The 23,828-nt window shown below is 62.3% G+C and carries 22 protein-coding genes; 13 read left to right on the plus strand and 9 right to left on the minus strand.

The window, feature by feature from the left end; genetic code table 11:
• From ACTHN9_RS11595 to ACTHN9_RS11635, 9 genes are all read left to right on the plus strand, one after another.
• A partial coding sequence (locus ACTHN9_RS11595) for a YchJ family metal-binding protein (protein ID WP_440536905.1) occupies positions 1-375 on the plus strand: 375 nt, incomplete at its 5' end.
• Between the two features lie 329 nt (positions 376-704).
• Positions 705-2,033 carry a dienelactone hydrolase family protein gene (locus ACTHN9_RS11600; RefSeq protein WP_440536906.1) on the plus strand — a complete coding sequence of 443 codons (1,329 nt, stop codon included), beginning with the start codon at positions 705-707 and terminating at the stop codon, positions 2,031-2,033.
• Positions 2,034-2,474: 441 nt separating this feature from the next.
• The gene (gene bioA, locus ACTHN9_RS11605) at positions 2,475-3,869 is read left to right on the plus strand and encodes an adenosylmethionine--8-amino-7-oxononanoate transaminase (protein ID WP_440536907.1); all 1,395 of its coding nucleotides are present in this window, start codon (positions 2,475-2,477) and stop codon (positions 3,867-3,869) included.
• Positions 3,866-5,047, plus strand: coding sequence for an 8-amino-7-oxononanoate synthase (gene bioF, locus ACTHN9_RS11610; RefSeq protein ID WP_440536908.1), 1,182 nt, complete (start codon positions 3,866-3,868; stop codon positions 5,045-5,047). The genes bioA and bioF overlap by 4 nt, the downstream gene beginning before the upstream one ends.
• Complete coding sequence (gene bioD / locus ACTHN9_RS11615) at positions 5,044-5,769, plus strand: dethiobiotin synthase (RefSeq protein WP_440536909.1); 726 nt, start codon at positions 5,044-5,046, stop codon at positions 5,767-5,769. Before bioF ends, bioD begins: the two co-directional genes overlap by 4 nt.
• Before the next feature lie 101 nt (positions 5,770-5,870).
• Positions 5,871-6,887 (plus strand): biotin synthase BioB, encoded by a 1,017-nt coding sequence (gene bioB, locus ACTHN9_RS11620; RefSeq protein WP_440537007.1) that lies wholly within the window; start codon positions 5,871-5,873, stop codon positions 6,885-6,887.
• A 446-nt stretch (positions 6,888-7,333) separates the two neighbouring features.
• Positions 7,334-8,299 (plus strand): 2-hydroxyacid dehydrogenase, encoded by a 966-nt coding sequence (locus ACTHN9_RS11625; RefSeq protein WP_440536910.1) that lies wholly within the window; start codon positions 7,334-7,336, stop codon positions 8,297-8,299.
• Positions 8,300-8,401: 102 nt separating this feature from the next.
• Positions 8,402-9,325, plus strand: coding sequence for a hydroxymethylglutaryl-CoA lyase (locus tag ACTHN9_RS11630; RefSeq protein WP_440536911.1), 924 nt, complete (start codon positions 8,402-8,404; stop codon positions 9,323-9,325).
• Between the two features lie 103 nt (positions 9,326-9,428).
• Positions 9,429-9,941 carry a YbaK/EbsC family protein gene (locus tag ACTHN9_RS11635; protein WP_440537008.1) on the plus strand — a complete coding sequence of 171 codons (513 nt, stop codon included), beginning with the start codon at positions 9,429-9,431 and terminating at the stop codon, positions 9,939-9,941.
• Positions 9,942-10,080: 139 nt separating this feature from the next.
• On the opposite strand, the gene ACTHN9_RS11640 is transcribed toward ACTHN9_RS11635, so the two are convergent.
• On the minus strand, positions 10,081-11,034 hold the full coding sequence (locus ACTHN9_RS11640) for a DMT family transporter (protein ID WP_440536912.1): 954 nt from the start codon (positions 11,032-11,034) through the stop codon (positions 10,081-10,083).
• A gap of 169 nt (positions 11,035-11,203) precedes the next feature.
• On the opposite strand from ACTHN9_RS11640, the gene ACTHN9_RS11645 reads away from it, so the two are divergent.
• Positions 11,204-11,743 (plus strand): Lrp/AsnC family transcriptional regulator, encoded by a 540-nt coding sequence (locus tag ACTHN9_RS11645; protein WP_440536913.1) that lies wholly within the window; start codon positions 11,204-11,206, stop codon positions 11,741-11,743.
• On the opposite strand, the gene ACTHN9_RS11650 is transcribed toward ACTHN9_RS11645, so the two are convergent.
• Positions 11,724-12,662 carry an alpha/beta fold hydrolase gene (locus ACTHN9_RS11650; RefSeq protein WP_440536914.1) on the minus strand — a complete coding sequence of 313 codons (939 nt, stop codon included), beginning with the start codon at positions 12,660-12,662 and terminating at the stop codon, positions 11,724-11,726. The two genes, ACTHN9_RS11645 and ACTHN9_RS11650, sit on opposite strands and share 20 nt — an antisense overlap.
• Positions 12,663-12,853: 191 nt before the next feature.
• On the opposite strand from ACTHN9_RS11650, the gene ACTHN9_RS11655 reads away from it, so the two are divergent.
• Entirely contained in the window at positions 12,854-13,810 is a 957-nt protein-coding gene (locus tag ACTHN9_RS11655) for an NAD(P)H-dependent flavin oxidoreductase (RefSeq protein ID WP_440536915.1), read from the plus strand.
• On the opposite strand, the gene ACTHN9_RS11660 is transcribed toward ACTHN9_RS11655, so the two are convergent.
• Positions 13,807-14,850 (minus strand): LysR substrate-binding domain-containing protein, encoded by a 1,044-nt coding sequence (locus ACTHN9_RS11660; protein ID WP_440536916.1) that lies wholly within the window; start codon positions 14,848-14,850, stop codon positions 13,807-13,809. The two genes, ACTHN9_RS11655 and ACTHN9_RS11660, sit on opposite strands and share 4 nt — an antisense overlap.
• Positions 14,851-14,958: 108 nt before the next feature.
• Between ACTHN9_RS11660 and ACTHN9_RS11665 the strand changes: the two genes are divergently transcribed.
• Positions 14,959-15,528, plus strand: a complete 570-nt coding sequence (locus ACTHN9_RS11665; protein ID WP_440536917.1) for a flavodoxin family protein — start codon at positions 14,959-14,961, stop codon at positions 15,526-15,528.
• A 48-nt stretch (positions 15,529-15,576) separates the two neighbouring features.
• On the opposite strand, the gene icmF is transcribed toward ACTHN9_RS11665, so the two are convergent.
• Positions 15,577-18,918 carry a fused isobutyryl-CoA mutase/GTPase IcmF gene (gene icmF, locus ACTHN9_RS11670; protein WP_440536918.1) on the minus strand — a complete coding sequence of 1,114 codons (3,342 nt, stop codon included), beginning with the start codon at positions 18,916-18,918 and terminating at the stop codon, positions 15,577-15,579.
• A gap of 357 nt (positions 18,919-19,275) precedes the next feature.
• On the opposite strand from icmF, the gene ACTHN9_RS11675 reads away from it, so the two are divergent.
• Positions 19,276-19,425: a type VI secretion system baseplate subunit TssF gene (locus tag ACTHN9_RS11675; RefSeq protein WP_440537009.1), complete on the plus strand. Its 150-nt coding sequence runs from the start codon at positions 19,276-19,278 to the stop codon at positions 19,423-19,425.
• 133 nt (positions 19,426-19,558) lie between these two features.
• On the opposite strand, the gene ACTHN9_RS11680 is transcribed toward ACTHN9_RS11675, so the two are convergent.
• The 5 genes from ACTHN9_RS11680 to ACTHN9_RS11700 form a co-directional block, all read right to left on the minus strand.
• Entirely contained in the window at positions 19,559-20,197 is a 639-nt protein-coding gene (locus ACTHN9_RS11680) for a hypothetical protein (RefSeq protein ID WP_440536919.1), read from the minus strand.
• A 19-nt stretch (positions 20,198-20,216) separates the two neighbouring features.
• Complete coding sequence (locus ACTHN9_RS11685; protein ID WP_440536920.1) at positions 20,217-20,468, minus strand: PAAR domain-containing protein; 252 nt, start codon at positions 20,466-20,468, stop codon at positions 20,217-20,219.
• A gap of 64 nt (positions 20,469-20,532) precedes the next feature.
• Positions 20,533-20,892, minus strand: a complete 360-nt coding sequence (locus tag ACTHN9_RS11690; protein WP_440536921.1) for a hypothetical protein — start codon at positions 20,890-20,892, stop codon at positions 20,533-20,535.
• A gap of 411 nt (positions 20,893-21,303) precedes the next feature.
• A complete protein-coding gene (locus tag ACTHN9_RS11695) occupies positions 21,304-22,287 on the minus strand; it encodes a hypothetical protein (protein WP_440536922.1) in 984 nt (327 codons plus the stop codon).
• A 307-nt stretch (positions 22,288-22,594) separates the two neighbouring features.
• Positions 22,595-23,092, minus strand: coding sequence for a hypothetical protein (locus ACTHN9_RS11700; RefSeq protein WP_440536923.1), 498 nt, complete (start codon positions 23,090-23,092; stop codon positions 22,595-22,597).
• Positions 23,093-23,828: the final 736 nt, after the last annotated feature.

Consider the following 23,828-nt stretch of genomic DNA (forward strand, 5'->3'; position numbering starts at 1 on the left):
GCGCGCGCGCCGCGGTTCGACGCATGCTGCGGGCCCTATCTCGCGGGCGACGCCCGCGCCCCGAATGCGCTCGAATTGATGCGTTCGCGCTACACCGCCTATGTGCTCGGCGCCACAGACTACTTGCGCGCCACATGGGACCCTGCCACCTGTCCCGTCGATCTCGACGTCGACACCGACAGCGCCGATGCGCCGCGCTGGCTCGGCTTGCAAGTGAAGCGATTCGAAACGCGCGACGCGCGGCACGCGATCGTCGAATTCGTCGCCCGCTACAAACAAGGGGGCCGCGGACACCGGTTGCACGAAGTCAGCCGCTTCGTGCGCGGCGAGGACGAACGCTGGCGCTACGTGGACGGCGACGTCAGCGAGCACTAACTCGCACACATTTTTAGGCGGCCTTTGCTTCGGCAAAAGTTGCCGACACATCGACCCGGGCCGCGTCGCGCCCCGGGTTCTCCTGCATTGCGCAGAATATTTCGGCGACGCTACGATGGCGCTGCATCGCCGCTGTACCCCCCACTCCCGTCGCATCCCCCGATTGGCCGCCGCCACCCCGCCGCTGCCTATGGGGCGAATTGCGGCCGGTGCCGGGCTCTTTTCGGGCAACGGCATCGCGAAGGGCTCGCGGATACTGAGCAGGTCGGGCGCGCCATGGGTGCCCCGCTTGCCGTAGCGGCGCTTTTTTGTAATCAGGGCAGACGCGCATGGGTTTGAAGAACGTATTCGTCGGTTGTTTGTGCGCGTGCGCATGGGTAAGCGCTTTTGCGGGCGCGACGGCCACGGCGCCTGGCGACGCGAATACGCTGCGCGAGCTGACGCTCGCATCGAACGACACGCGGCCGCTCGGCCGTGCAAGCGTGGCACCGCTCGAGTTCGGCAACGACGCGTACGCGTTGCCCCCACTCGCGGGGAACATGAACGAACAGATCGTGCGCATCCCCGTCGACGCGGCCGGCACGATCACGCTCGAGGCAACCATCTACAAACCCGACGGGCAAGGACCGTTTCCGCTCGTCGTGTTCAATCACGGGAAGATCGAAGGCGATCCGCGTTCGCAGCCGCGCAGCCGCCCGCTTTCGTTCGCGCGCGAATTCGTGCGGCGCGGTTACGTCGTCGTCGCGCCGAATCGCGAAGGCTTCGCCGAATCCGGCGGTACGTATCGCCAGGAAGGCTGCGACGTCGAGAAAAACGGGATCGCGCAAGCCGACGACGTCAAGGCGACGATTGCCTTCATGGCGAGCCGATCGTACGTCGATGCATCGCATATCGTCGTGGCCGGCACTTCGCACGGCGGCCTGACGACGATGGCGTACGGCACGAGCGCGGTGCCGGGCGTTCGGGGGCTCATCAATTTCTCGGGCGGCCTGCGACAGGACGCTTGCAGCGGCTGGCAAGACAACCTCACGCATGCGTTCGAGCAATACGGCGAAAGCGTGCACGTGCCTTCGCTCTGGATCTACGGCGACAACGACTCCGTTTGGAGCCGCGATTTGACGAAGCGCATGTATGCGGGCTACGTCGGGCATGGCGCCCCCGCTCGCATGGTCGACTTCGGCGATTACAAGAACGATGCGCATCGGCTTGTCGTCGATCGCGACGGCGTGCGCATCTGGTGGCCCTCCGTGGAGGCGTTTCTCGAACGGATCGGCATGCCCACGCGCGTGCAGTACGAAGTCCAGGCCCCGCCGGCACCGCAGCCGTCCGGCTTTGCGGCGATCGATGCGGTCAGCGCAGTGCCCTACCTCGATGCGGCCGGACGTGCCGCTTATCGGAACTTCTTGAACCAATACCCCACCCGCGCGTTTGCCGTGTCGTCCTCGGGTGCGTGGTCGTGGGCGGAAGGCGGCGACAACCCGATGTCGGTCGCACTGAACAACTGCCGCAAGGAAAACGGCAACTCGCCGTGCCGGCTTTACGCCGTGGACGATCACGTCGTTTGGAACGGCTCGTCCTCCTCGACGAACGCTTCGCAAACGGCCTCCTCGTCCCATTCCGACAGCGCCAGCGAATCGGCACTGGCCAGCCGCGATTGATCCGATCGTTGGGTGCGCGAACTTCCCGAGTTCGCGAGCCGCGTTCTAGCGCCAATTCTTCGCCCATTTCTCCCTTTCTTCTGTCGAACGCGCCCGTCGGCGCGTTGCACGTACGCGTGCCTAGTGCCTGGAAATCGGTTCCAGCTACGCGACAGCAAATTTTTTTCTGATGCAGGGGGTCACTCTGCCGTCGCTATCTGAGCCGATTTCGGTCGATCGTTTCCAAAGCGTCGCTAGCTGCTTCGAACCGTGCCGAACGGCTAGCCGGAGCGGCCTGCGCGGGTAGGTGCAATCGCGCGCCGAACACGTTAATCTCACGCCGTTTTTGTTCGCGCGGCGTGGGTCGAGTTTGACAATCAGCAGACCTGTCGCGCGCTTTTCGCATGAATGGGGCGCGAGCGCGCGCGGCTTTCATGCCACGGAGCGGTGATTGGACAGCGCATGAGCAGAGAACTAACCAACGATCGTCGAACGCAAGCGCCGCCCGGCGCAGGCGAGGCCGAGCGCGATTGGGTCGCCCGCAGCCTTGCGGCCGTGTGGCATCCCTGCACGCAGATGAAGCATCACGAGCGGCTACCGCTCATCCCCGTCGCGCGCGGCAAAGGGGCTTGGCTATACGACCGCGCGGGTCGTCGCTATCTCGACGCGATCAGTTCGTGGTGGGTCAACTTATTCGGTCACGCGAACGACGATATCAACGCGGCGCTAAAAACCCAGCTCGACACGCTCGAGCACGCGATGCTGGCAGGGTGCACGCACGAAACCGCGGTCGAACTGGCCGAGCGCCTTTCCGCGCTCACGCACGGCACGCTGGGCCATGCCTTCTTCGCATCGGACGGCGCCTGCGCCGTCGAGATCGCGTTGAAGATGAGCTTTCACTACTGGCGCAATCGGGGGCGATCGGACAAGCGCGAATTCGTCTGCGTGGCGAACGGCTATCACGGGGAGACGATCGGCGCACTCGGTGTGACCGATGTCGCCTTGTTCAAGCATGCCTACGATCCGTTGATCCGCTCGGCGCATATCGTCGCTTCGCCCGACGCACGCCGTGCCGAGCCGGGCGAAAACGCGGGCGACGTGGCTCGGCGCGCGTTGGACGACGTGCGCGCGCTGCTCGATGCGCACGGCTCGCGCATTGCCGCGCTGATCGTCGAGCCGCTGGTGCAGTGCGCGGCGGGCATGGCGATGCACGATCGCGCGTATGTAGCCGGATTGCGCAAGCTGTGCGACGAGCACGACGTGCATCTGATCGCCGACGAAATCGCCGTGGGCTGCGGCCGCACCGGCACGTTTTTCGCCTGCGAACAGGCGGGCATTTGGCCGGATTTCCTGTGCTTGTCGAAAGGCATCAGCGGGGGTTACCTGCCGCTGTCGCTCGTGCTGTCGCGCGACGAGATCTACGCCGCGTTCTACGACGACGACACCACGCGCGGCTTTTTGCACTCGCATTCGTACACGGGCAATCCGCTTGCTTGTCGCGCCGCGCTCGCGACGCTCGATCTGTTCGCGCGCGACGACGTCCTCGCGCAAAACGAAAAGAAGGCGCTCATGTTGATGGAGGCGCTGTCTCCGCTGCGCGCACACGAAGCCGTGCGTGCCGTGCGCCGGACGGGGACGATCATTGCCTTCGACGCCGTGCTGGACGGGGACGCCGCGCGCACCTTCTCGCGCCGGTTCTTCGAGCAAGCGCTTTCGCGGGAACTGCTGTTGCGGCCGATCGGCACGACCGTCTACTTAATGCCCCCCTATATTTTGGACTCCGAAACGATTGCGCTGCTTGCCTCGCGTACCTGCGAGACGTTCGAAGCCACGTTGGGGCAGGGAGCACGCCGATGATGCTACTCGATACCTTGCGCGAGGGGCTCGCCGATCTCGATGCGCGCGGGTTGACGCGCCGGCGCCGCGTCGCCGATACGCCGTGTGCCGCGCGTATGACGGTGGGCGGCCGGCCGATCGTCGGTTTCGCGAGCAACGATTACTTGGGGCTCGCCGCGCATCCGCTGTTGGCCGATGCGGTTGCCGAGGGGGCGCGCCGTTACGGCTCGGGCAGCGGCGGCTCGCATCTGCTGGGCGGCCATTCGCGTGCGCATGCGGTGCTCGAGGAGACGCTCGCGACATTCGCGGGCAGTTTCGTGGATGCGCCGCGCGCCTTGACGTTTTCGACGGGATACATGTCGAATCTCGCCGCGGTGACGGCGCTAGCCGGACGCGGAACGACGTTGTTTTCCGATGCGCTGAACCATGCGTCGTTGATCGACGGTGCGCGGCTCTCGCGCGCGCAGGTACAAATCTATCCGCATGGTGACACGGAAGCGCTCGCGGCGATGCTCGAAGCCTCCGATACGCCGGTCAAGGCGATCGTGACCGATGCCGTCTTCAGCATGGACGGCAGCCTTGCGCCGCTCGCCCGGCTGGTCGAATTGGCGGAGCGCCATGGTGCGTGGCTGCTCGTGGACGATGCGCACGGGTTCGGCGTGCTCGGGCCGCAGGGCCGCGGCGAGGTGGCACAGGCCGCGTTGCGCTCGCCGAATCTCGTCTATCTGTGCACGTTCGGCAAAGCTGTGGGCGTGGCGGGCGCCGCGGTCATCGCTCACGAGACCGTCATCGAATGGCTGCTTCAGCGCGCGCGCCCCTACATCTTCACGACGGCCGCATCGCCGGCCGAGGCGCATGCCGTCTGTGCCAGTCTTGCGCTGATCGCGGGCGAGGAAGGCGATGCGCGCCGCCGCCATCTGGACGCCCTGATCGAACGCACGCGTGCGATCTTGCGGTCGACGCCATGGCGCCCCATCGATTCGCCGACGGCCGTGCAGCCGCTGATTATCGGCGGCAACGAAGAGACGCTTGCGCTCGCCGCTCGCCTCGACGCCGACGGATTATGGGTACCGGCCATCCGGCCGCCGACGGTGCCGGCCGGCACATCGCGCCTGCGTATTTCGCTGTCGGCGGGGCACGGCTTCGACGATCTCGACCGCCTGCAGGCCGCCCTCGTTCGCTGTGGAGCATCCGCATGAACCCGCCGCTTTCCCTGTTTGTTACCGGCACCGATACCGAGATTGGCAAAACGCTGGTCTCGTGTGCGTTGTTGCGCGGATTTGCCAAGGCCGGCTTGTCGGCTGCCGCGATGAAACCGATTGCCGCGGGTGCGTATTTCAGTGCGGAAGACGGCACGTGGCACAACGAGGACGCCGATCAACTGGATGCGGCAGCGGGTGCGTTGCTGCCGCCTGAAATGAGGACGCCTTATTTGCTGAAAGCGCCGGCCGCGCCGCACATCGTGGCCGCGCAAGAGGGCCGCACGCTCGATCTCGCGCCGATCGTCGACTGTCACCGGGAGGCGCTGCGGCGAGCCGACGTGGTGGTTGTCGAGGGCGTGGGCGGGTTTCGTGTGCCGCTCGATCGGCGTCGCGATACGGCGGACCTTGCGCTTGCGCTGGGGTTGCCGGTGGTGATCGTCGTCGGCGTGCGGCTTGGCTGCATCAACCATGCGTTGCTGACTGCCGACGCGATTGCCGCGCGTGGTCTGCATTTGGCGGGCTGGGTGGCAAACATCGTGGACCCGGCGATGCGTTTTGCCGACGAAAACGTCGAGACGATTCGTGCGTGGTTGGAACGCGAGCATGGGGTGCCGTTGCTCGGAACGATCCCGCACTTAGCGCCGCCGTCCGCGGAGCATGCCGCTGCGTACCTCGATATGTCCATGCTTTTACGCGCGTTGCGAGCGCACGCCGGCTGACCGGCTCCCCACCTTGCTTTTCGACTCAATCGATTCCCAACCGGATCAACGATATGACTGAAGCTCAACACGTTATGCAGAGTGCCTTGCCCGACCGCGATATGGCACGCGGCAACGAATCGAAGGCTAGCGCGACGCCGCGCTGGCGCGTCGCCGACGTGATCGCGCTGTACGAATTGCCGTTCAACGATTTGCTGTATCGGGCACAGCAGACGCATCGCGAGCATTTCGACGCGAACGAGATACAGCTTTCGACGTTGCTGTCGATCAAGACGGGCGGATGCGAAGAAGACTGCAAGTATTGCTCGCAATCGTCGCACTACGACACGGGCTTGAAAGCCGAGAAATTGATGGAGGTGGATGCGGTGCTCGAAGCGGCTCGTGCGGCGAAGCAAAGTGGCGCGACGCGGTTTTGCATGGGGGCGGCTTGGCGCAGTCCGAAAGAGCGGCATCTCGAGCCGATCAAGGAGATGATTCGGGGCGTGAAGGCGATGGGACTTGAAACGTGCGTGACGTTGGGCATGTTGGAGGACGATCAGGCGAAGGCGTTGCGCGAGGCCGGGTTGGACTACTACAACCACAACCTCGACACGTCGCCCGAGTTTTACGGACAGATCATATCGACGCGCAGCTACCAGGAGCGGCTGGATACGCTTGAGCGGGTGCGGGATGCGGGCATTAACGTTTGTTGCGGCGGCATTGTGGGCATGGGGGAATCGCGGCGCGAGCGAGCGGGGTTGATTGCGCAGTTGGCCAACATGGATCCGTATCCTGAGTCGGTGCCGATTAACAATTTGATTGCGATCGAGGGTACGCCGCTTGGCGAGGTTGAGCCGATCGACCCGTTCGAGTTCGTGCGTACGGTGGCGGTGGCGCGCATTACGATGCCGCGTGCGGTGGTGCGACTTTCGGCGGGGCGCCAGCAGATGGACGATGCGTTGCAGGCGTTGTGTTTCTTGGCGGGGGCCAATTCGATGTTCTACGGCGAACAATTGTTGACCACGGGCAACCCGCAGGCCGATGCGGACCGTCGGCTATTGGATCGCCTGGGCATGCGCACGGGCAGCCCGATCCCGGCCGAATCGGGCGAGTCGTGCACGGGCGGCTGCGGCCACTAACTATGGGCGAGAGGCGAAAGCCGCCATCGAGGCGGCTTCGCCCGGAAGGCCCTGTCGGAAGGCCCTGTCGATCGTTTTACGGGGACGGGGCAGTTTAGACGTGGCGGTAGCGATCACGTGCGTGGCTCTGCCTGCGCCTAGGGCCTGACTGTCATTGTGGGCGAGTGGGTAGACAACCTTTGCTGTCCGCCCAAGGACGCGCCTTTCTTTTGGTTACTTTTCTTTGGAAGACAAAGAAAAGTGACCGCTGCCCCGCGGAGGGGCGACGCTAATAGACCGATAAGAAAACAGGTTTCACGACGGGGCGTGCGGCCCACCGCATCGACTCCCGCATCGACTCCCGCATCGCCTCCCTCCCCGCATGGCCCTCACCAACGACCGAGGCCGGCCGTAAAATAACGCCCGTCCTCAATCGCCTGAGCCGTGCGCAGCACGCCCCCGATTAGATGAAGATTCTCTTCTACAAACCCGAAATCGCGGACGCGAGCCACTGGCTCGCATTATTCGCCCGCGAATTGCCCTCGGCCGAGATCCGCGTATGGGCGCCGGGCGACACGCACGCGGCCGATTACGCTGTGCTCTGGCGCCCCCCGCCCGAGCTGTTCGCGGGCCGCGAGCACCTACGCGCCATCTTCCTGCTTGGAGCCGGCGTCGACGCGCTACTCGCGCTCGAACGTCGCCGGCCGGGTACGCTACCGCCTGGCGTGCCGATCGTCAGACTAGAAGACACCGGCATGGCCGATCAAATGACCGAATACGCGCTACATGCCGCGCTGCGCTACCAGCGCCGCTTCGACGAGTACGACCTCGCGCAGCGAGCCTGCACCGTTTCAGGCGCCGGCGCGCCATGGCAAGCCCTAGAACCGCACCCACGCGCATCGTTCCCTATCGGCGTGCTCGGCCTCGGCGCGCTCGGCGCCCACGTCGCCAGCGCGCTAGCGGCATTCGGCTTCCCGGTCCGCGGCTACAGCCGCAGTGCGAAGACGATCAAAGGCGTCGCCACGTTCGCGGGCCGCGATACGCTGCCGGCCTTCCTAGACGGCCTGAAGCTGCTCGTGAACCTGCTACCGAGCACGCCTGAAACGGACGGCATCCTAAACCGCGAAACGTTCTCGCATCTCGCGCGAGGCGCCTACCTCGTCAACCTCGCTCGCGGCACCCACCTCGTCGAACCCGATCTCATCGAGGCCCTAGATAACGGCCGGCTCGCCGCCGCGACGCTCGACGTGTTCGCGCAGGAACCGCTCGCACAGGACCATCCGTTCTGGCGCATGCCGCGCGTGACAATCACCCCGCATATATCCGCACTGACCTTGCCCGAGCCGGCAGCGGTTCAAATTGCGCGTAAGATTGAAGCGCTTGCTCGCGGCGAGGCGATTGGCGGCATCGTCGATCCTCAGCGCGGCTACTGAATTCAGACAGATCGGCTCGTCCGTCGGCGCCCGTTCGTGCGCCGCTTCTTGCGGGGCCCGATTGCTTAGCATTCCAAACGAATACCATCGAGGAGACGTTCCATGTCTTTACCGAACGCAGTCAAGATCGTCGAAGTCGGCCCGCGCGACGGGTTGCAAAACGAGAAGGAGTTCGTGCCGACCGAGGTCAAGATCGACCTCGTGAATCGACTTTCCGCAGCCGGTTTCCGCAACATCGAATCGGCCTCGTTCGTCTCGCCGAAGTGGGTGCCGCAGATGGCCGACGGCGCGCAAGTGATGGCCGGCATCGAGCGCGGCAAGGGGACGACCTACTCCGTACTCACGCCGAATATGAAGGGCTTCGACGGTGCGCTCGCCGCGCATGCCGATGAGATCGTCATCTTCGGCGCGGCCAGCGAGGCGTTCTCGCAAAAGAACATCAACTGCAGCATCGCCGAAAGTATCGCGCGCTTCGAGCCCGTCGCACGCGCCGCGAAGGAAAGCGGCATGCGCGTGCGCGGTAGCATTTCCTGCGCGCTCGGCTGTCCGTATCAAGGCGACGTACCGGTGCCGGCCGTCGTCGATGTCGTGCAGCGCATGGCGGCGCTCGGCTGCGATGAAATCGACATCGCCGATACGATCGGCGTCGGCACGGCGGGACGCACGCGCGAAGTGTTCGCGGCCGTGACGAAGGTGTTCCCGCGCGAGCAACTGTCCGGGCATTTTCACGACACATACGGCCAAGCACTCGCGAACATCTACGCAGCGTTGCTCGAAGGTATCGAGATTTTCCACGCGTCGGTGGCCGGGCTCGGTGGATGCCCCTATGCGAAGGGCGCCACGGGCAACGTCGCCACGGAAGACGTCTTGTATCTCATGAACGGGCTCGGCATCGAGACGGGCATCGATCTCGACGCTGTCGTGGCGATCGGCGATTTCATTTCGAAGTCGATCGGGCGCACGAACGCTTCGCGCGTAGGACGTGCGCTGCTCGCGAAGGCGGCCAATGCCGCATGCGCCGCGTGAATTCGGGACGCAACCGCCATTAGATCGCGAACGCGAAACGCTACGAACAATAAACGTGATGAACGAACGAGACATGGAGCATCCGCAGTTCACGCCCACCAACATGCCCGATGTATCGGACGCATCCGAGCCGCTGGTCGCGCTGCCCGATTCGGCACAACGCGTCGCGCGCCTGCTGCGCGAATGCGGCCACGAAAAGCCGGTCGTCATGCTGCCGCAGACGGGCAAGACGTCCGCCGAGGCCGCGGCGGGGCTCGGCTGCTCCGTGGCGCAAATCGCGAAATCGATCTTGTTCCGGCGACGCGACGACGATGCGCCCGTGCTCGTCGTCGCGAGCGGCGCGAATCGTGTCGACGAAGAGAAGGTGGCGCAGCATGTCGGCGACATCGCGCGGGCGGACGCCAAATTCGTGCGGGAAAAAACGGGCTATGCGATCGGCGGCGTCTGCCCGATCGGGCATTTGACGCCACCGGTCACGCTGATCGATTCGGATCTGCTGCAACTCGAAAGCCTGTGGGCTGCGGCGGGCCACCCGCATGCGGTATTCAACCTATCGCCGCAGGAGTTGATTGCGATGACGGGTGCGCCAGTCGTAGATGTGGCCCTGCGCGCGTAAGTGCCGGACAAAAAGAAAGCCGTTCATCATCGAGGACGAACGGCGCAATTTCCGACGTGATCAGCGTCAGTTGTCATCATACCGATGCGCCCGGCCGCGACGCATCGGTGATTTCCCTGCAGATCGGCGAAAGCGGCTTTCAGTCGCATCGAGCGGTGCGGTACGCGTCGCGCTTAACGGCAACCCCACGGGCGCCCTCACGCCGCATCGGTACGATCGGCCAGCCGAAGTTCACGCCCGCGGCCGCGAGCAGGATCAACACAGCGCCAGCCAATTGAACCCATGCAAGCGTCTGTCCGAACGCGAACCGGTCGCAGACGATCGCAACGATCGGGTAGATGAACGAGAGCGCGGCCGTCATTCGCGTCGGCAGTTTCTGAATCGCCCCGTAGAGCAATACGTACACGAGCCCCGTATGCACGACGCCGATCGTGGCCAGATCGGCCCACGGCATGAAGGTCCCGGGCAGCGCATGGTAATCGACGAACGGCGCGAGTAGGAACACGCCAAGCGTGACTTGAACCAACGCGATCAATTGCGGCGGCGTGCCCTTCAACCGCTTCGTAATGATCGACGAAACGGCGTAGAAGAACGCCGCGCCCAGCGCATAGCCGATTCCTTCGAGATATTGCCCCGGCACGGCCAGCACGGCCGGCTGAACCTTCACCACCAACATCAGCCCGACGAACGCGACACCGAGCCACGCGGCCGTCGATGCCGTAATGCGCTCGCGAAACACCACCGCGCCGAGCGCGACAAGCATGAACGGCTGCGTGTTGTAGGCGACGGTCGACATCGAGATCGACGCCCGCGAATACGCGGCAAACAACAAGACCCAGTTCGCGACAATCGCCGCGCCGCCCGCCGCCGAAAGCGCAAGCGTGCGCCAGCTCAGCATGTCCTTGCGGACCAAGCCGAGCGCCACGCAGATAACCGCGAGCGTGGGCGCGCCGAGTGCGCAACGCACGAACACGACGTTTTGCGGCGATTGCCCCGACGCGACGACAAGCCACCCGATCGTGCCCGAGATCAACATCGCGGCGATCATCTCGAAGGCGCCGCGCCGAATGTCCTTGCCTGTCTGGTTAGCCATGGATGCACCTATGCTGGAGGTTCGTAGCCGTCTCCACGCTCGCTTTGCGCCCCACTGGGAGCGGGCCGCGCGTTGAAGATCGATGCAATCAGTCTAGCGATTCCAAACCCATCCAGACATGGATAAACTTAGGCAAATCGCACATTCTTTCTTCGAAACGAAGGCCGATATGTCAAAACGCCTTGCGGGTGGCGCACCGGCCGCCGGACTCGATGCCACCGATCGCGCGCTGCTGCGCTTGCTGGCGGAAGACGCGCGCATGCCTGTCGCCGACCTCGCCCGAGAAATCGGGCTGTCGGCCCCCAGTACGGCCGAGCGGCTGCGCCGCCTCGAAGCCCAAGGCGTGATCGAACGCTACACGGTACAGGTGGATCCGCGCGCGCTGGGCTACACCTTGCAGGCGATCGTGCGCGTGAAGCCGCTACCGGGGCAGCTCCATCTCGTGGAAGACGAGATCCGGCGCATTCCCGAATTCGTCGAATGCGACAAAGTCACCGGCGACGATTGCTTCATCTGCCGGCTCTTTTTGCGCACGATCGAAGAACTCGACGAGATCTTGATGAAAGTGGGCGAGCGCGCCGAGACGAGTACCGCCATCGTCAAGGCGACGCCGGTGGGAAGGCGCTTGCCCCCGCTCGGGCCCGCCGAGGCACGCAAGGAAATGGCGCCGGAGAAAGCGCCGCGTGCGCTCAAGCGCGGCGTTCGTTGATATGGCGCTCGGGCTTCACCATCCGTTCGCCCGATTCGTCCGCCTCGAAGAAGTCGTGAATCTCGGCGATCAGCGCATCGGGCGCTTCTTCAGGAATGTAATGACCGCATGCGAGTGCGCGGCCGCTCACGTCCCGCGCCACGCGCTGCCATTCGTGGAGTGGGTCGAAACACCGCGCCACGACACCTTCCGCCCCCCACAGCACCCGCAGCGGACATCCTATCTTGCGGCCCCGTTCCAGGTCGGCACGGTCGTGCTCGAGATCGATCGTCGCCGAGGCCCGGTAGTCCTCGCACATCGCATGCACGGCACCGGGCGCGCATAGGGCGTCGCAGTAAGCGCGCAACGCATCGGGCTCGAACGGCGCCAGCCCTGCATGGCGGCCACCCATTACGGCTTTGACGTAGGCCTCGGGGTCTGCCCCGATCAGCGTTTCGGGCAGCGGCTCAGGTTGGATCAGGAAGAACCAATGAAAGTAGGCCGTCGCGAACGCGCGATCGGTGCCTTCGTACATCGCCAGCGTGGGCGCGATATCGAGCAGCATCATGCGCTCGACCGCGTCGGGATGATCGAGCGCCATCCGATGCGCCACGCGCGCGCCGCGATCATGGGCGCACACGAGAAAGCGATCGAACCCGAAATGACGCATCACGGCCACTTGATCGGCCGCCATCGTCCGTTTCGAATAGGCCGCATGCGTCGGATCGCTCGCGGGCTTGCCCGATTGGCCGTAGCCACGAAGATCCGTAGCGACCACGGTAAAGTGCTCGGCCAGCCGCGTGACGCAGCGATCCCAAATCCGATGCGTTTGCGGATGCCCGTGCAGCAGCAACAAAGGGGGACCCTCTCCGCCTGTCAGACCGAAGATATCGACGCCGCCGGCGTCGACGCGAAACGGAGTAAAGTCGGCGAAACTCATAGCGCTCGCTCCTGCCTCTTATCGTTGTTCGAACCTTTCGTATTCTAGAAGCGTCAGGGGCGCGCGCTCGTTCGGAGCGCCACTAAACGTAGAACCAGAGCACTCACTCGAAAGCCCAGAGGCACAAGCGCCGCGTTCGGATCGCCTATAATTCGAACGTTCGTTCTTTTAATGAAGAGGAGACACGCGTCATGGCCTTGCCTGCCGTTCTACAGAATCTGACGCTGCCTGTCGTCGCGTCGCCCATGTTCATCGTCAGCTACCCCGAACTGGTGCTGGCGCAATGCAAGGCCGGCATCGTCGGGTCGTTCCCCGCGTTGAACGCCCGCCCCGCGGAACTGCTCGACGAATGGCTCACGCAAATGGGCGAGGCGTTGGCCGCACACCGTGCGGCGAACCCCGGCGCGACGATCGGGCCGATCGCGGTCAATCAGATCGTCCATCAATCCAATGCGCGGCTCGAGCATGACGTGCGCGTGTGCGTCGAGCACAAAGTACCGATCTTCATCACGAGCTTGCGGGCGCCCGCCAAGGAGATCATCGATGCCGTCCACAGCTACGGCGGCATCGTGCTGCACGACGTCATCAACCTGCGGCACGCGCAGAAAGCGCTCGAAGCCGGCGTCGATGGGCTGATTCTGGTCGCGGCCGGTGCGGGCGGCCATGCGGGCACGACCTCGCCGTTCGCCTTGGTCGGCGAAGTGCGGCGGATGTTCGACGGTCCGATCGTCCTCTCGGGTTCGATCGCGAACGGCGGCTCGGTTCTCGCCGCGCAGGCGATGGGCGCCGATCTGGCCTACATGGGCACGCGCTTCATCGCCACCCAGGAAGCGCACGCCATCGACGACTACAAACATGCGATCGTCAATGCGAGCGCGTCGGACATTGTCTACACGAACCTATTCACGGGCGTGCACGGCAATTACATTCGCGAGAGCATCGTCAACGCCGGGCTCGATCCAGATGCGCTGCCCGAGTCCGATAAGACCAAGATGAACTTCGGCAGCGACAAGGCGAAAGCGTGGAAGGACATCTGGGGCGCGGGGCAAGGCGTCGGCTTGATGGACGACGTGCCGAGCGTGGCCGAACTCGTCGCGCGCCTGAAGCGCGAATACGACGACGCGCGCGCGCGGCTCTCGCTGCGCTAGTCGAAATCGCGATCGAGCGGGCGCCGGGCGCTAGCGACCTCGCCGCACAGCCAATCGGCGAAAGCGCGCACCGCGGGTTTGTCGCCTCGCGCCTTGCGGATCAGCAACCAGAACGCGTTCGCATCCGGCACCTGGGCCGTGCCGATGCGTTCGAGCCGGCCGGCAGCGAGATCGTCGGCGACGAGCGCGAATGGCGCGAGTGCAATGCCGCGGCCGGCGATCGCGGCTTCGATCGCCAAATGCATCACGCTATAAAGCGGCCCCGATTCGGCGGCCGCGCCCCACTCGGGCGAGGTCAGGCCCGTAGCGGCGAGCCAGGCAGTCCATACGTTGTCGGGCCGGCCGCTGCTTGCATTGGGAGCCGAGTTCGGGCTCGGGCTCGGACTCGGGCTCGGGCTCGGCCTCCCACCGGCCGCCGACGGCGGCAACGTCACGCGCACGAGCGGCGCGGGCACGGCTCCCCCCGCCTGCGAGAGTTCCGCGGGCAGCTTGGCCCGCACCGACGGGCTGCAGACGGGCACGACTAGATCGGCAAATGCGAGCCGTTGCGCCTCCCACTCGCGATACGGCCCCGGCCCATAGCGCAATGCCAGATCCACCCGCCCATCGGCCGCGAGATCGACAAGCGCTTCCGATACCAGCAATTGCACCTCGATGTACGGATGACGCCGATGAAATGTATCGAGCCGGGGCGCCAACCAACGCGACGCAAACGAAGGCACTGCGCTGATCACGAGCGTATTGCGCTCCTGCACGCGCACGGGCGCCGCCGCCATCAAGGCTGTCTGAAGCTGCGCAAATGCGCCGGACACTTCCTTCGCCAACGCGGCACCGGTCGGCGTGAGGCGCACCGCCCGATTGAGCCGATCGAACAGCGCCGCGCCCACGTAGGTTTCGAGCGCGACGATCTGCTGGCTAATGGCGGCCGGCGTCACGAACAATTCCGCGGCCGCGGCCTTGAAGCTGCCTAGACGAGCGGCCGCTTCGAACGCGCGCAGCGCGCTCAGCGGCAGATTGTGGACAGAGATGGCAGTCGGCATCGCGTCAGTTTAGCGAAACTAATCCGACGCCGAAAAATCTCGTTTGTCGCCACGGCGCGCGTCCACCTATGCTGGCATTCCGATCGTTCGATACGCTTAGGACTCCCGATGAATGCCAACGAATCGTTTCTCTTTTTGCTCGGCAGCGCGCGCGGCAACGGCAACACCGAACAACTGGTTCGCCTAGCCGCTGCCGGCTTGCCTGCCGACGCCACGCAGCACTGGTTGCACCTTCGCGACTATCCGCTGCCGCCTTTTGTCGATATTCGACACGAGCCGGCGCCTGTCTACGAAACGCCGACCGGCACCGAAGCCCTTCTGCTCGAGCGCACGCTCGCGGCTTCGCATCTCGTCTTCGCCATGCCGCTCTATTGGTACAGCCTGCCCGCGGACGCCAAACTGTATCTCGACTATTGGAGCGCGTGGATGCGCGTGCCGGGCGCCGATTTCATGCGGCGCATGGCAGGCAAACGGTTGTCGGTCGTGACGACCGTCAGCGACGAAAACCGACGCGTCGCCGCGCCATTGATCGACTCGCTGCGCTTCACCGCCGAGTACCTGAAGATGGAGTTTCGCGGCGCAGCCGTCGCATTCGGCAATCGGCCCGGCGAAGCGCTGGCGGAAGGTGGGATCGTCGACGAAATCGCCACGCTGCTGTCGGCGCCTGTCGCCGCTTGAGCATTCGTCGAATGCGACTTGGAGGAGCGGTTCGTCGATACGGCGCGCCTACATGGTGCGCCGATACTGCCCGCCTACCTCGAACAGCGCGTGCGTAATTTGTCCCAGCGAGCACACACGGACTGCGTCCATCAATACGGCGAACACATTCTCGTCGTTCATCACAGCGCGACGTAGCCGGTCGAGCATCGGACCGGCCTCGTCCCGATGACGCGCATGAAAGGCACGCAGACGGTCGAGTTGGCTACGCTTCTCGTCGCTCGTGGAGCGCGCGAGCAACAAAGGCCCATGCGCAACGGAGGCCTCCTCGCCAACGAACGTGTTGACGCCGACGATCGGATAAGAGCCGTCGTGCTTGCGATGCTCGTAACGCATCGATTCGTCCTGGATGCGCCCGCGCTGATAGCCGGTTTCCATCGCGCCAAGCACGCCGCCGCGCGAAGTCAGCCGGTCGAACTCGTCCAGTACCGCCGCTTCGACGAGATCCGTCAGTTCCTCGATCACGAAGCTGCCTTGGTTCGGATTCTGATTCTTGGCCAAGCCCCATTCGCGATTGATGATGAGCTGGATCGCGATAGCACGGCGCACCGACGCCTCGGTTGGCGTGGTGATCGCTTCGTCGAATGCGTTCGTGTGCAGCGAATTGCAGTTGTCGTAGATCGCGATGAGCGCTTGCAGCGTCGTGCGGATGTCGTTGAAGGCGATCTCTTGCGCATGCAGGCTACGGCCCGACGTTTGCACGTGATACTTCAGCTTTTGGCTGCGCTCGTTCGCGCCGTATTTCTCGCGCATCGCCACGGCCCAAATGCGGCGTGCCACGCGGCCGAGTACCGTGTATTCGGGCTCCATGCCGTTCGAAAAGAAGAACGACAGATTCGGGGCGAATGCGTCGATCGCCATGCCGCGAGCGAGGTAGGCTTCGACGTACGTGAAGCCGTTTGCTAACGTGTAGGCCAGTTGCGTAATCGGGTTCGCGCCCGCTTCGGCGATGTGGTAGCCCGAGATCGAGACCGAATAGAAATTGCGCACACCGTGTTCGATGAAATACGCTTGCACGTCGCCCATCGTCTTCAAGCTGAACTCCGTGGAGAAGATGCAGGTGTTTTGGCCTTGGTCTTCCTTCAGGATGTCGGCTTGCACCGTGCCGCGCACTTCGCGCAGCGCATGAGCGCGCGTGTGCGCGATCTCTTCGTCGCTCGGCTCGCGCCCCTGTGCTTCGTAGCGCGCGCGCAGCCGCTCGATTTGCTGATCGATCGCCGCATTGAAGAACATGGCCAGGATCGTCGGCGCGGGGCCGTTGATCGTCATCGATACCGATGTCGCCGGGTCGCACAAATCGAAACCGTCGTAGAGCGTTTTCATGTCGTCGAGCGTGGCGACCGATACGCCCGAATTGCCGATTTTGCCGTGGATATCGGGACGCTCGTCGGGATCTTCGCCGTAGAGCGTCACCGAATCGAACGCCGTCGACAAACGTCGAGCGGGCATGCCCTCCGAGAGCAGTTTGAAGCGGCGATTCGTCCGGGGCGGATCGCCCTCGCCCGCGAACATGCGAGTCGGATCCTCATTCTCGCGCTTGAAGGGAAACACGCCGGCCGTGAAGGGGAAATAACCGGGCAAGTTTTCGAGCATGAGCCAGCGCAGCGTCTCGCCGGGATCGACAAATTTCGGCAGCGAGACCTTGCGGATCGACGTGCCCGATAGCGTCGTCACGGTGAGCGGCGTGCGCAGTTCGCGGCCGCGGATCGAGACGACGCGCTCCTCGCCGGCGTATTCGGCCACGGTTTGCGGCCAGGCATCGAGCAACGCGCGTTCGCGTGCGCCGAGGCGCGCATCGCGTTCGGCGATCAGCGCATCGAGGCTCGCGGCTACGGAACCGGCTGCACCCGGTCCGTCGCCCACCATCGCCATCCGCTTCGCTTCGACGAGTTGCCACCGTTCGCGCGCGTATTGCGCCTGCTCGAGCGCGCTTGCACGGTAGGCGCGGACAGTCTCCGCGATCTCGGACAGATAGCGAACCCGCGCAGCCGGCACGATCGCACCGCCTTCGCGCGAGTGACGAACGTCTAGCCGCGGGAGTCTCGGTGCGGGCTCGGGGGCGCGCAAGCCGAACTCGCGCAACCCGTCGGCGATTCGCCGGTAAAGGGCCGTCACGCCATCGTCGTTGAAGCGCGACGCAATCGTGCCTACTACCGGCATGCGTTCCGGATCTTCGCCGAAGGCCTCACGGTTGCGCTGCATCTGCTTGGCGACGTCGCGTAGCGCATCGAAGGCACCGCTGCGATCGAACTTATTGATGGCGACGAAATCGGCGAAGTCGAGCATGTCGATTTTTTCGAGCTGGCTGGCCGCGCCGAACTCGGGCGTCATCACGTAGAGCGATCGGTCGGCCACCTGCGCGATGGCGGCGTCGCCCTGGCCGATGCCCGAAGTCTCGACGATGACTAGGTCGTAACCGGCTGCCTTACACGCCGCGATGGCGTCGGGAATCGCATCGGGCAATTCGCTGGCCGCCTCGCGCGTGGCGAGCGAGCGCATGAACACGCGCGGGCCGTCGCGCCAGTCGCCGATCGCATTCATGCGGATGCGGTCGCCAAGCAGCGCGCCGCCCGACTTGCGGCGCGACGGGTCGATCGCGAGGACCGCGATCGATAGCGTATCGCCGTAGTCGAGCCGGAAGCGCCGCACGAGTTCGTCGGTCAGCGACGATTTGCCGGCGCCGCCGGTGCCGGTGACGCCAAGGACCGGGACAGGCGGCGCGGCATGGATGCGTTCGGCGAGCGCCGCGCGCGTCGCGGCATCGGCTCGGTTGTTTTCGAAAGCGCTAATGAGTTGCGCGAGGGCGCGTCTGGCCTCGGGGCTGCCGCTGCCGAGCCTTGCGAGCAGTTGGGCGGGATCGTCCTGCGTATGTGAATCGGCGTGCGCGGCGGCCTTCGCGCAGCGGGCGATCATGTCGTCGATCATCCCTTGGAGCCCGAGCTGCTGGCCTGCCTGCGGCGAATAGAGGCGTTCGACGCCGTAGCGCATGAGTTCGTCGATCTCGTCGGCGACGATCACGCCACCGCCGCCGCCAAATACAAGGATGCGCTCGCCACCGCCTTCGCGCAGCGAATCGACGAGGTATTTGAAGTATTCGACGTGGCCGCCCTGGTAGCTCGAGACGGCGACCGCGTCGGCGTCCTCGTCGAGCGCGGCGCGTGCGATTTCGGCCACCGATCGGTTATGGCCCAGGTGGATCACCTCGACGCCGCTCGCCTGCAAGATGCGCCGGATGATGTTGATGGCGGCGTCGTGCCCGTCGAACAGCGCGGCGGCCGTGACGAAGCGCAGACGCGGGCCCGGCGTGGGCCGCGTAGGGCCGAGACGTTGGGGCATCGAAAGATCGGTCATGGGCTGGCCTCGCTCGCTTGCGGCGGGTGCGCGTGATCTTTGGAGTATAGGCAACGGTGGCCGGGGGCCGGGTGGGGCGGGCTCTGGTATCGCGTGTCGAATGGTTGGGTATTGCTAGGGTTGAAGCGATGCGGCGGCGCAGCAGATCGGGCGAGAGGCGGCATGACGGATTGCCTACGAAGGGAGCCAATCGGCACCGAGCGATGGTGCTGCCATTCAGAATATTCCGATTTCTTTGGAATGGCCGCTAGCTAGCGTGTGAAGCCTCGCATTTCTCACAGGTTTGAGTGACAGTCGCCGCCGACAAAACCGCATTTCGTTACCATACCGAACCTCTGGCCGCACGCGAAGCATTTGGTGATACCCGGCCCGCCTGCGCCGTCGCTCGTTCGCGGGCTCGAGCTGACGCTCATATTGGACGAATACGCATTCGCCGGTAAAAGCATGGCCACGTTTGGAGCCTTGATGGAACAGTTCTTTGCACCGTATTTGATGACGAACGAATAGCTCGAGCTGTTGCTTCGTTCATCGAATACCGGGGTCGATCTGTGGCAGGGCATGCCGCGGGCGGGGTGCATCGAAGCAATATGACCGCGAGGGATGGCAACGCGATGATTGATCGCGGACGGGCGACGGCGGCTCAGAACGGTACGCCCGGGAGGCGATAGCGCGGCACAAAATGCCACTCGCATGCCTCTGGATCGAACATCGCGATTTGGTCGTAATCATTCGCATCCGTGTCTCTATCTGAATGGCTGCTATTGATCGCTTGCAACGCGTTCGTCGCCCAGCGCAGTTTGCTGCGGCGGGCAAGCAGTTGGTTGACTTCGCGCCAAGCGAACAGGCCGGCAGACTCGAATAGCTGCGACATCGTGAAGAATATCCTGCGATCGATCTCGATGCTCGGCCCCGCCGGACATGGGGGCTGCACCCAGCCTAGACCGACGAGCCGGCCGTCCGGCCGCTGCAAAACGCGATAGTTTCGCGCTCGCCATCCGAGGTGCACGACGATCGAGCGCTGCGTGTCGCCATCGATTGGGGCGTCCTCCGGGATGTCGGAGACACTAACCGCTTGATAGAGGCTATCGCTTCCCGCACAGAGCGCCACGGTGTCGATGAGGGCATCGAATGCACTGAGGTAGCAGCGCACCAACGGCCGTCGACGAAACGTCCATTCGCTCACGAGCCTGGTCGGCGCGTGTTCGTCCGCGCACCGCACCACGAATGGGTCGCATTGCGCGGTGCCGGCCGAAGGCAGGAGGTCCGGGGTGATCAGCATGGGGCTTTTCGTTGCACGGCTAGGCAAGGCTCGAGATGAGATGGCATCCGCACGTCGCTTGGTGGCCGTGACGAGCAATGGGAATCCCGTTGTCCGTCATCGATTCGTCTCCCTCGAGGATCACGTTGGGTTCGACGTCGGGGTGCTTCGGGCAAGACACGCGGTCGCCCTTGCGAGCGACGAATTTGCCATCGAAACGCATCGTGGACGAGGCGGTGATCACCTTGCCGCCGTGGTCGGTGGGGTCGTCTAGTCGGATAAGGTTCATCATGATGGGTCACCGGTTATAGGGAAGTTGCGGGGCGCATATGTGGTGGTTTGTCAGCCAGCAGACCTTAACGCCGTGCGCCATTGTTACGCATACAGATAGAGGCGCGAAGCTTTCGATAGAAGACAGGATCGTCTGCTATGTCTTTTTCCGTCAGCAGCATCTTCAACGATGAGTAGTCCTTTCCACCGCGACACTTCAACCCCAAGAACAAAAACGCCGCGCTAGCATATGGATCTTCCGTACTAGGAAAGACATCCGCGCCAGAATCGACTACGTTCGATACTATTCGGCTTACATCAGCCGAAGACATTTTTGTGCTCTTCACGACATTGATGGATTGCACCTTGCCAAGATGAAGCGAGGTCTGCACGGTTCCAACAGACACTAAGACGCCCTCGTACGGCAGCAAATAGTTGTAGGTCACGTGTCCCTCCATGCCGCCGGAATTTACAATTATCGACAAGAAGCCGAGCGGGCTTGCTTCAACCGACGGTTAATCATCCGCATCATACTCGTAGGTTAGCGGGGCTCGGTTTTCTTCGATATGGACGGTGACCGTAACGCGCTCTATCCGCATGCCATCGGAATTCTCGCCTGAACTTACGGAGTATTCTGCGGAGTATGCTTGATTTTTGGTGAATTTTCCATGCAGTGGTTCCGCGTTCGCGGAAAGCGCAAAAACCACACCTGTCACAAGCGATAGCTTACAAAGGATTTTTATCGTACTCATTTTCAACATCACTCGGACCACCCGCCATGATAACTCGCCGGCCTGGACCGTGGGGCCAACACGCGTTTTAGCTGCCGGTCGATTCAATCCAGCGAAGCCCGAAATCTACGAAGCTGACTCAGGTAAGTTTACAGAATCGGCTTTCATCCACTTTAATATACTCACACCATCTTTATTAACGTATTTGACGAGAATCCAATTTAACTTGTTTGTGTCCAACAACACAACCTCGTTCCCCTTCACAAGATACATCCTCGTCTTGAACGTTTCATCCGGCTGATCGTATAGTGGCGCCTTGTCGACGACAATCTTCGAAGTTGGCACGGGCATTTTATCCTGCGCGGCTTGTGCGAGATTGGATTCAATGTACTTCGCGTCGCGCTGATCCCCTTCCCTTCTTAGCTGACGAGCAATTTGCGCGTATGCATCTCTATTTACCGAACTTGGAGGTTCACACGCTATCATATTCTCGGCGCCCAAATTGTCTTTCAGCGCAGATTTAATCGAATATTGACTGGAACTCATACTTGCCGCGAGATATCCTTGCCACAGAACATTCGCGCTGTCGAAATCGTAATTCAGCATCGCACCGTCCACATCGTCCTGATCCTTGCCGCCCACGACCCAAGAGTCGCGTCCCTTGTTCCACTCGCCACCGCAAAGCTCCCCCGTTTGCATACTGACGATGCATCCTGTCTGCGTATCCAGCACGGGACAGTACTGCCTCGACTGAGCGGTCGGCTTATCGCCCGGCCGGGAAGAAACCATTAGCGCTCTGATAACATCTAGAGCGACATATCTACCAGTCGGGGAGATTTGTGGCGAAAAATCGTTCTCGTACACAATCCCCTCTTCCGATGTAAACGACTCCATCGGCAGAAGATTAATGCTTTTTCCTTTCGAATTAAAATATATAGCCCGCTTCCAACCAGGCCCAAACTTCGCCCTATCGTTAGCTCCAAGGGGCGCAGAGAAGAGTAATGAGCCTCCGCCCGGGAACACAAAACGGCTCTGAGCCTCCGATGCAGCAGCCGAAATCGCGGCTAATGCCAGCAACAGAAAGAAAAATATCGAATACTTGTTTTTCATTCCCCGTCCGTTTACGCGTGTGTCCTCGCGCCCATTCTCATATATTTCCACAGGGCCCAAATGTCCTTCTTGCGACACGATCACCTTATGAACTTGGCCGTCGTGCCCCACATCAGCGGAAAATATTTCCGCCGACGCAAAGCACGGGAGCGCCGCAAGCGTTAACGCAGCAACCATCGTATTGGCAGTTTTTCGACTCAAGAATCGCCCTGAACCTCAAATTTTAATGCGGCTACGCCAACAATACCCCATCGGATACGACTCAACAACAAAACACTAGGAATTTGGCGATGATCAACAATACCCATCAGTCATCAATATCATCGACAGGGGGAACGGTTTCGATTCCACGCTTGGCTCTCGGGCTGATTGTTTGATAGTCCCCTGCGTCGCACGTCAAATTTACCAGCCGCCTCCCATTCTTTTTGACATAAACACCACTAACATTGCCCTGGTAGATCACATAGTCATATTTTCCAGACTTGAATTTCAAATGAACTATGTTTAAATTTCCACCGAATATATCACTTATCGCGAGTTTATTTTTCGGGACAACCGGTGTGCTTGGGTATTGAAATTCCACATGACCAGGTCGGCCAATTCTATATTGAACGTACCCGTTTTCAGGGGAGACATTCCCTGAAGCACAAACCGAAATTACTTTATCTTTTACCGGGCAACTGAAGTAAATGTCTTCAAACGAGGCGCACAACGTTTTCTCGCCAGATTGAGCTAAGGCAGGCCTTATATAAAGAAATACGATAACGAATGCAGCACAGAATATTTTCATCCGACGCTCACACATTGCGAGTACCTCCGTTCATCATGATCAATCACCTTTCGCGTCAAATTCGCAGAGTGGATGAGGGTTAAAGGTCTGGATCGAGTTCAGTCGCAGCATCGCAACCATTGCAGTTGGGCTACGGTTGGACAAGCTGCCACACCCTCCACCCACTAAATATTTCTACTAGGCGCTTTATCTGTCGCTTTGTGCGACTTGGCACGCGCGCCATGAAATGATCTCGATCATTCGCTATTATCGGACTCGCATTCGTGTCGAGGTGAAACACACCCGCCACCGACGATAGGTAGGTGATGTCATAACAGTACGCCATTCCTGATTCGCCTGGCCGCTTGTCAAGCAAAACGAACATACTCGCGGACAATTTCTTCCTGTCCGCCGGCGAACAAAGTGGCGTCGATCCAAATCTATCGGGCACGACAACATCTTGGCTTTGCTGTAAAAATCCAACCTTAACGTAACGTCCGTAATTCAAACCAATCACACTATCGCCATCGACGAGAAAATTTTTGTTTTCCTCTGCGGTATCCGATCCAACGCATTGAAGCAGAATCACGGATGAATTTTTTCGCCATGCTATGGATACAATGTTCGTCCCACAGACGGGTCTCGTTTCTTGCAAAGGTCGAGTGAACTCCGCTGAACATTCACCGTTCGCATCACAGTTACCGAAGAGCGGCATCGGCGCACCTAACGCTGCAGCGTTTAAGGACGCTAAGGCAGCAAAGCAAACTACGAA

It is taken from the genome of Trinickia sp., assembly GCF_051953405.1.
In the GTDB taxonomy this organism is placed as follows: domain Bacteria; phylum Pseudomonadota; class Gammaproteobacteria; order Burkholderiales; family Burkholderiaceae; genus Trinickia.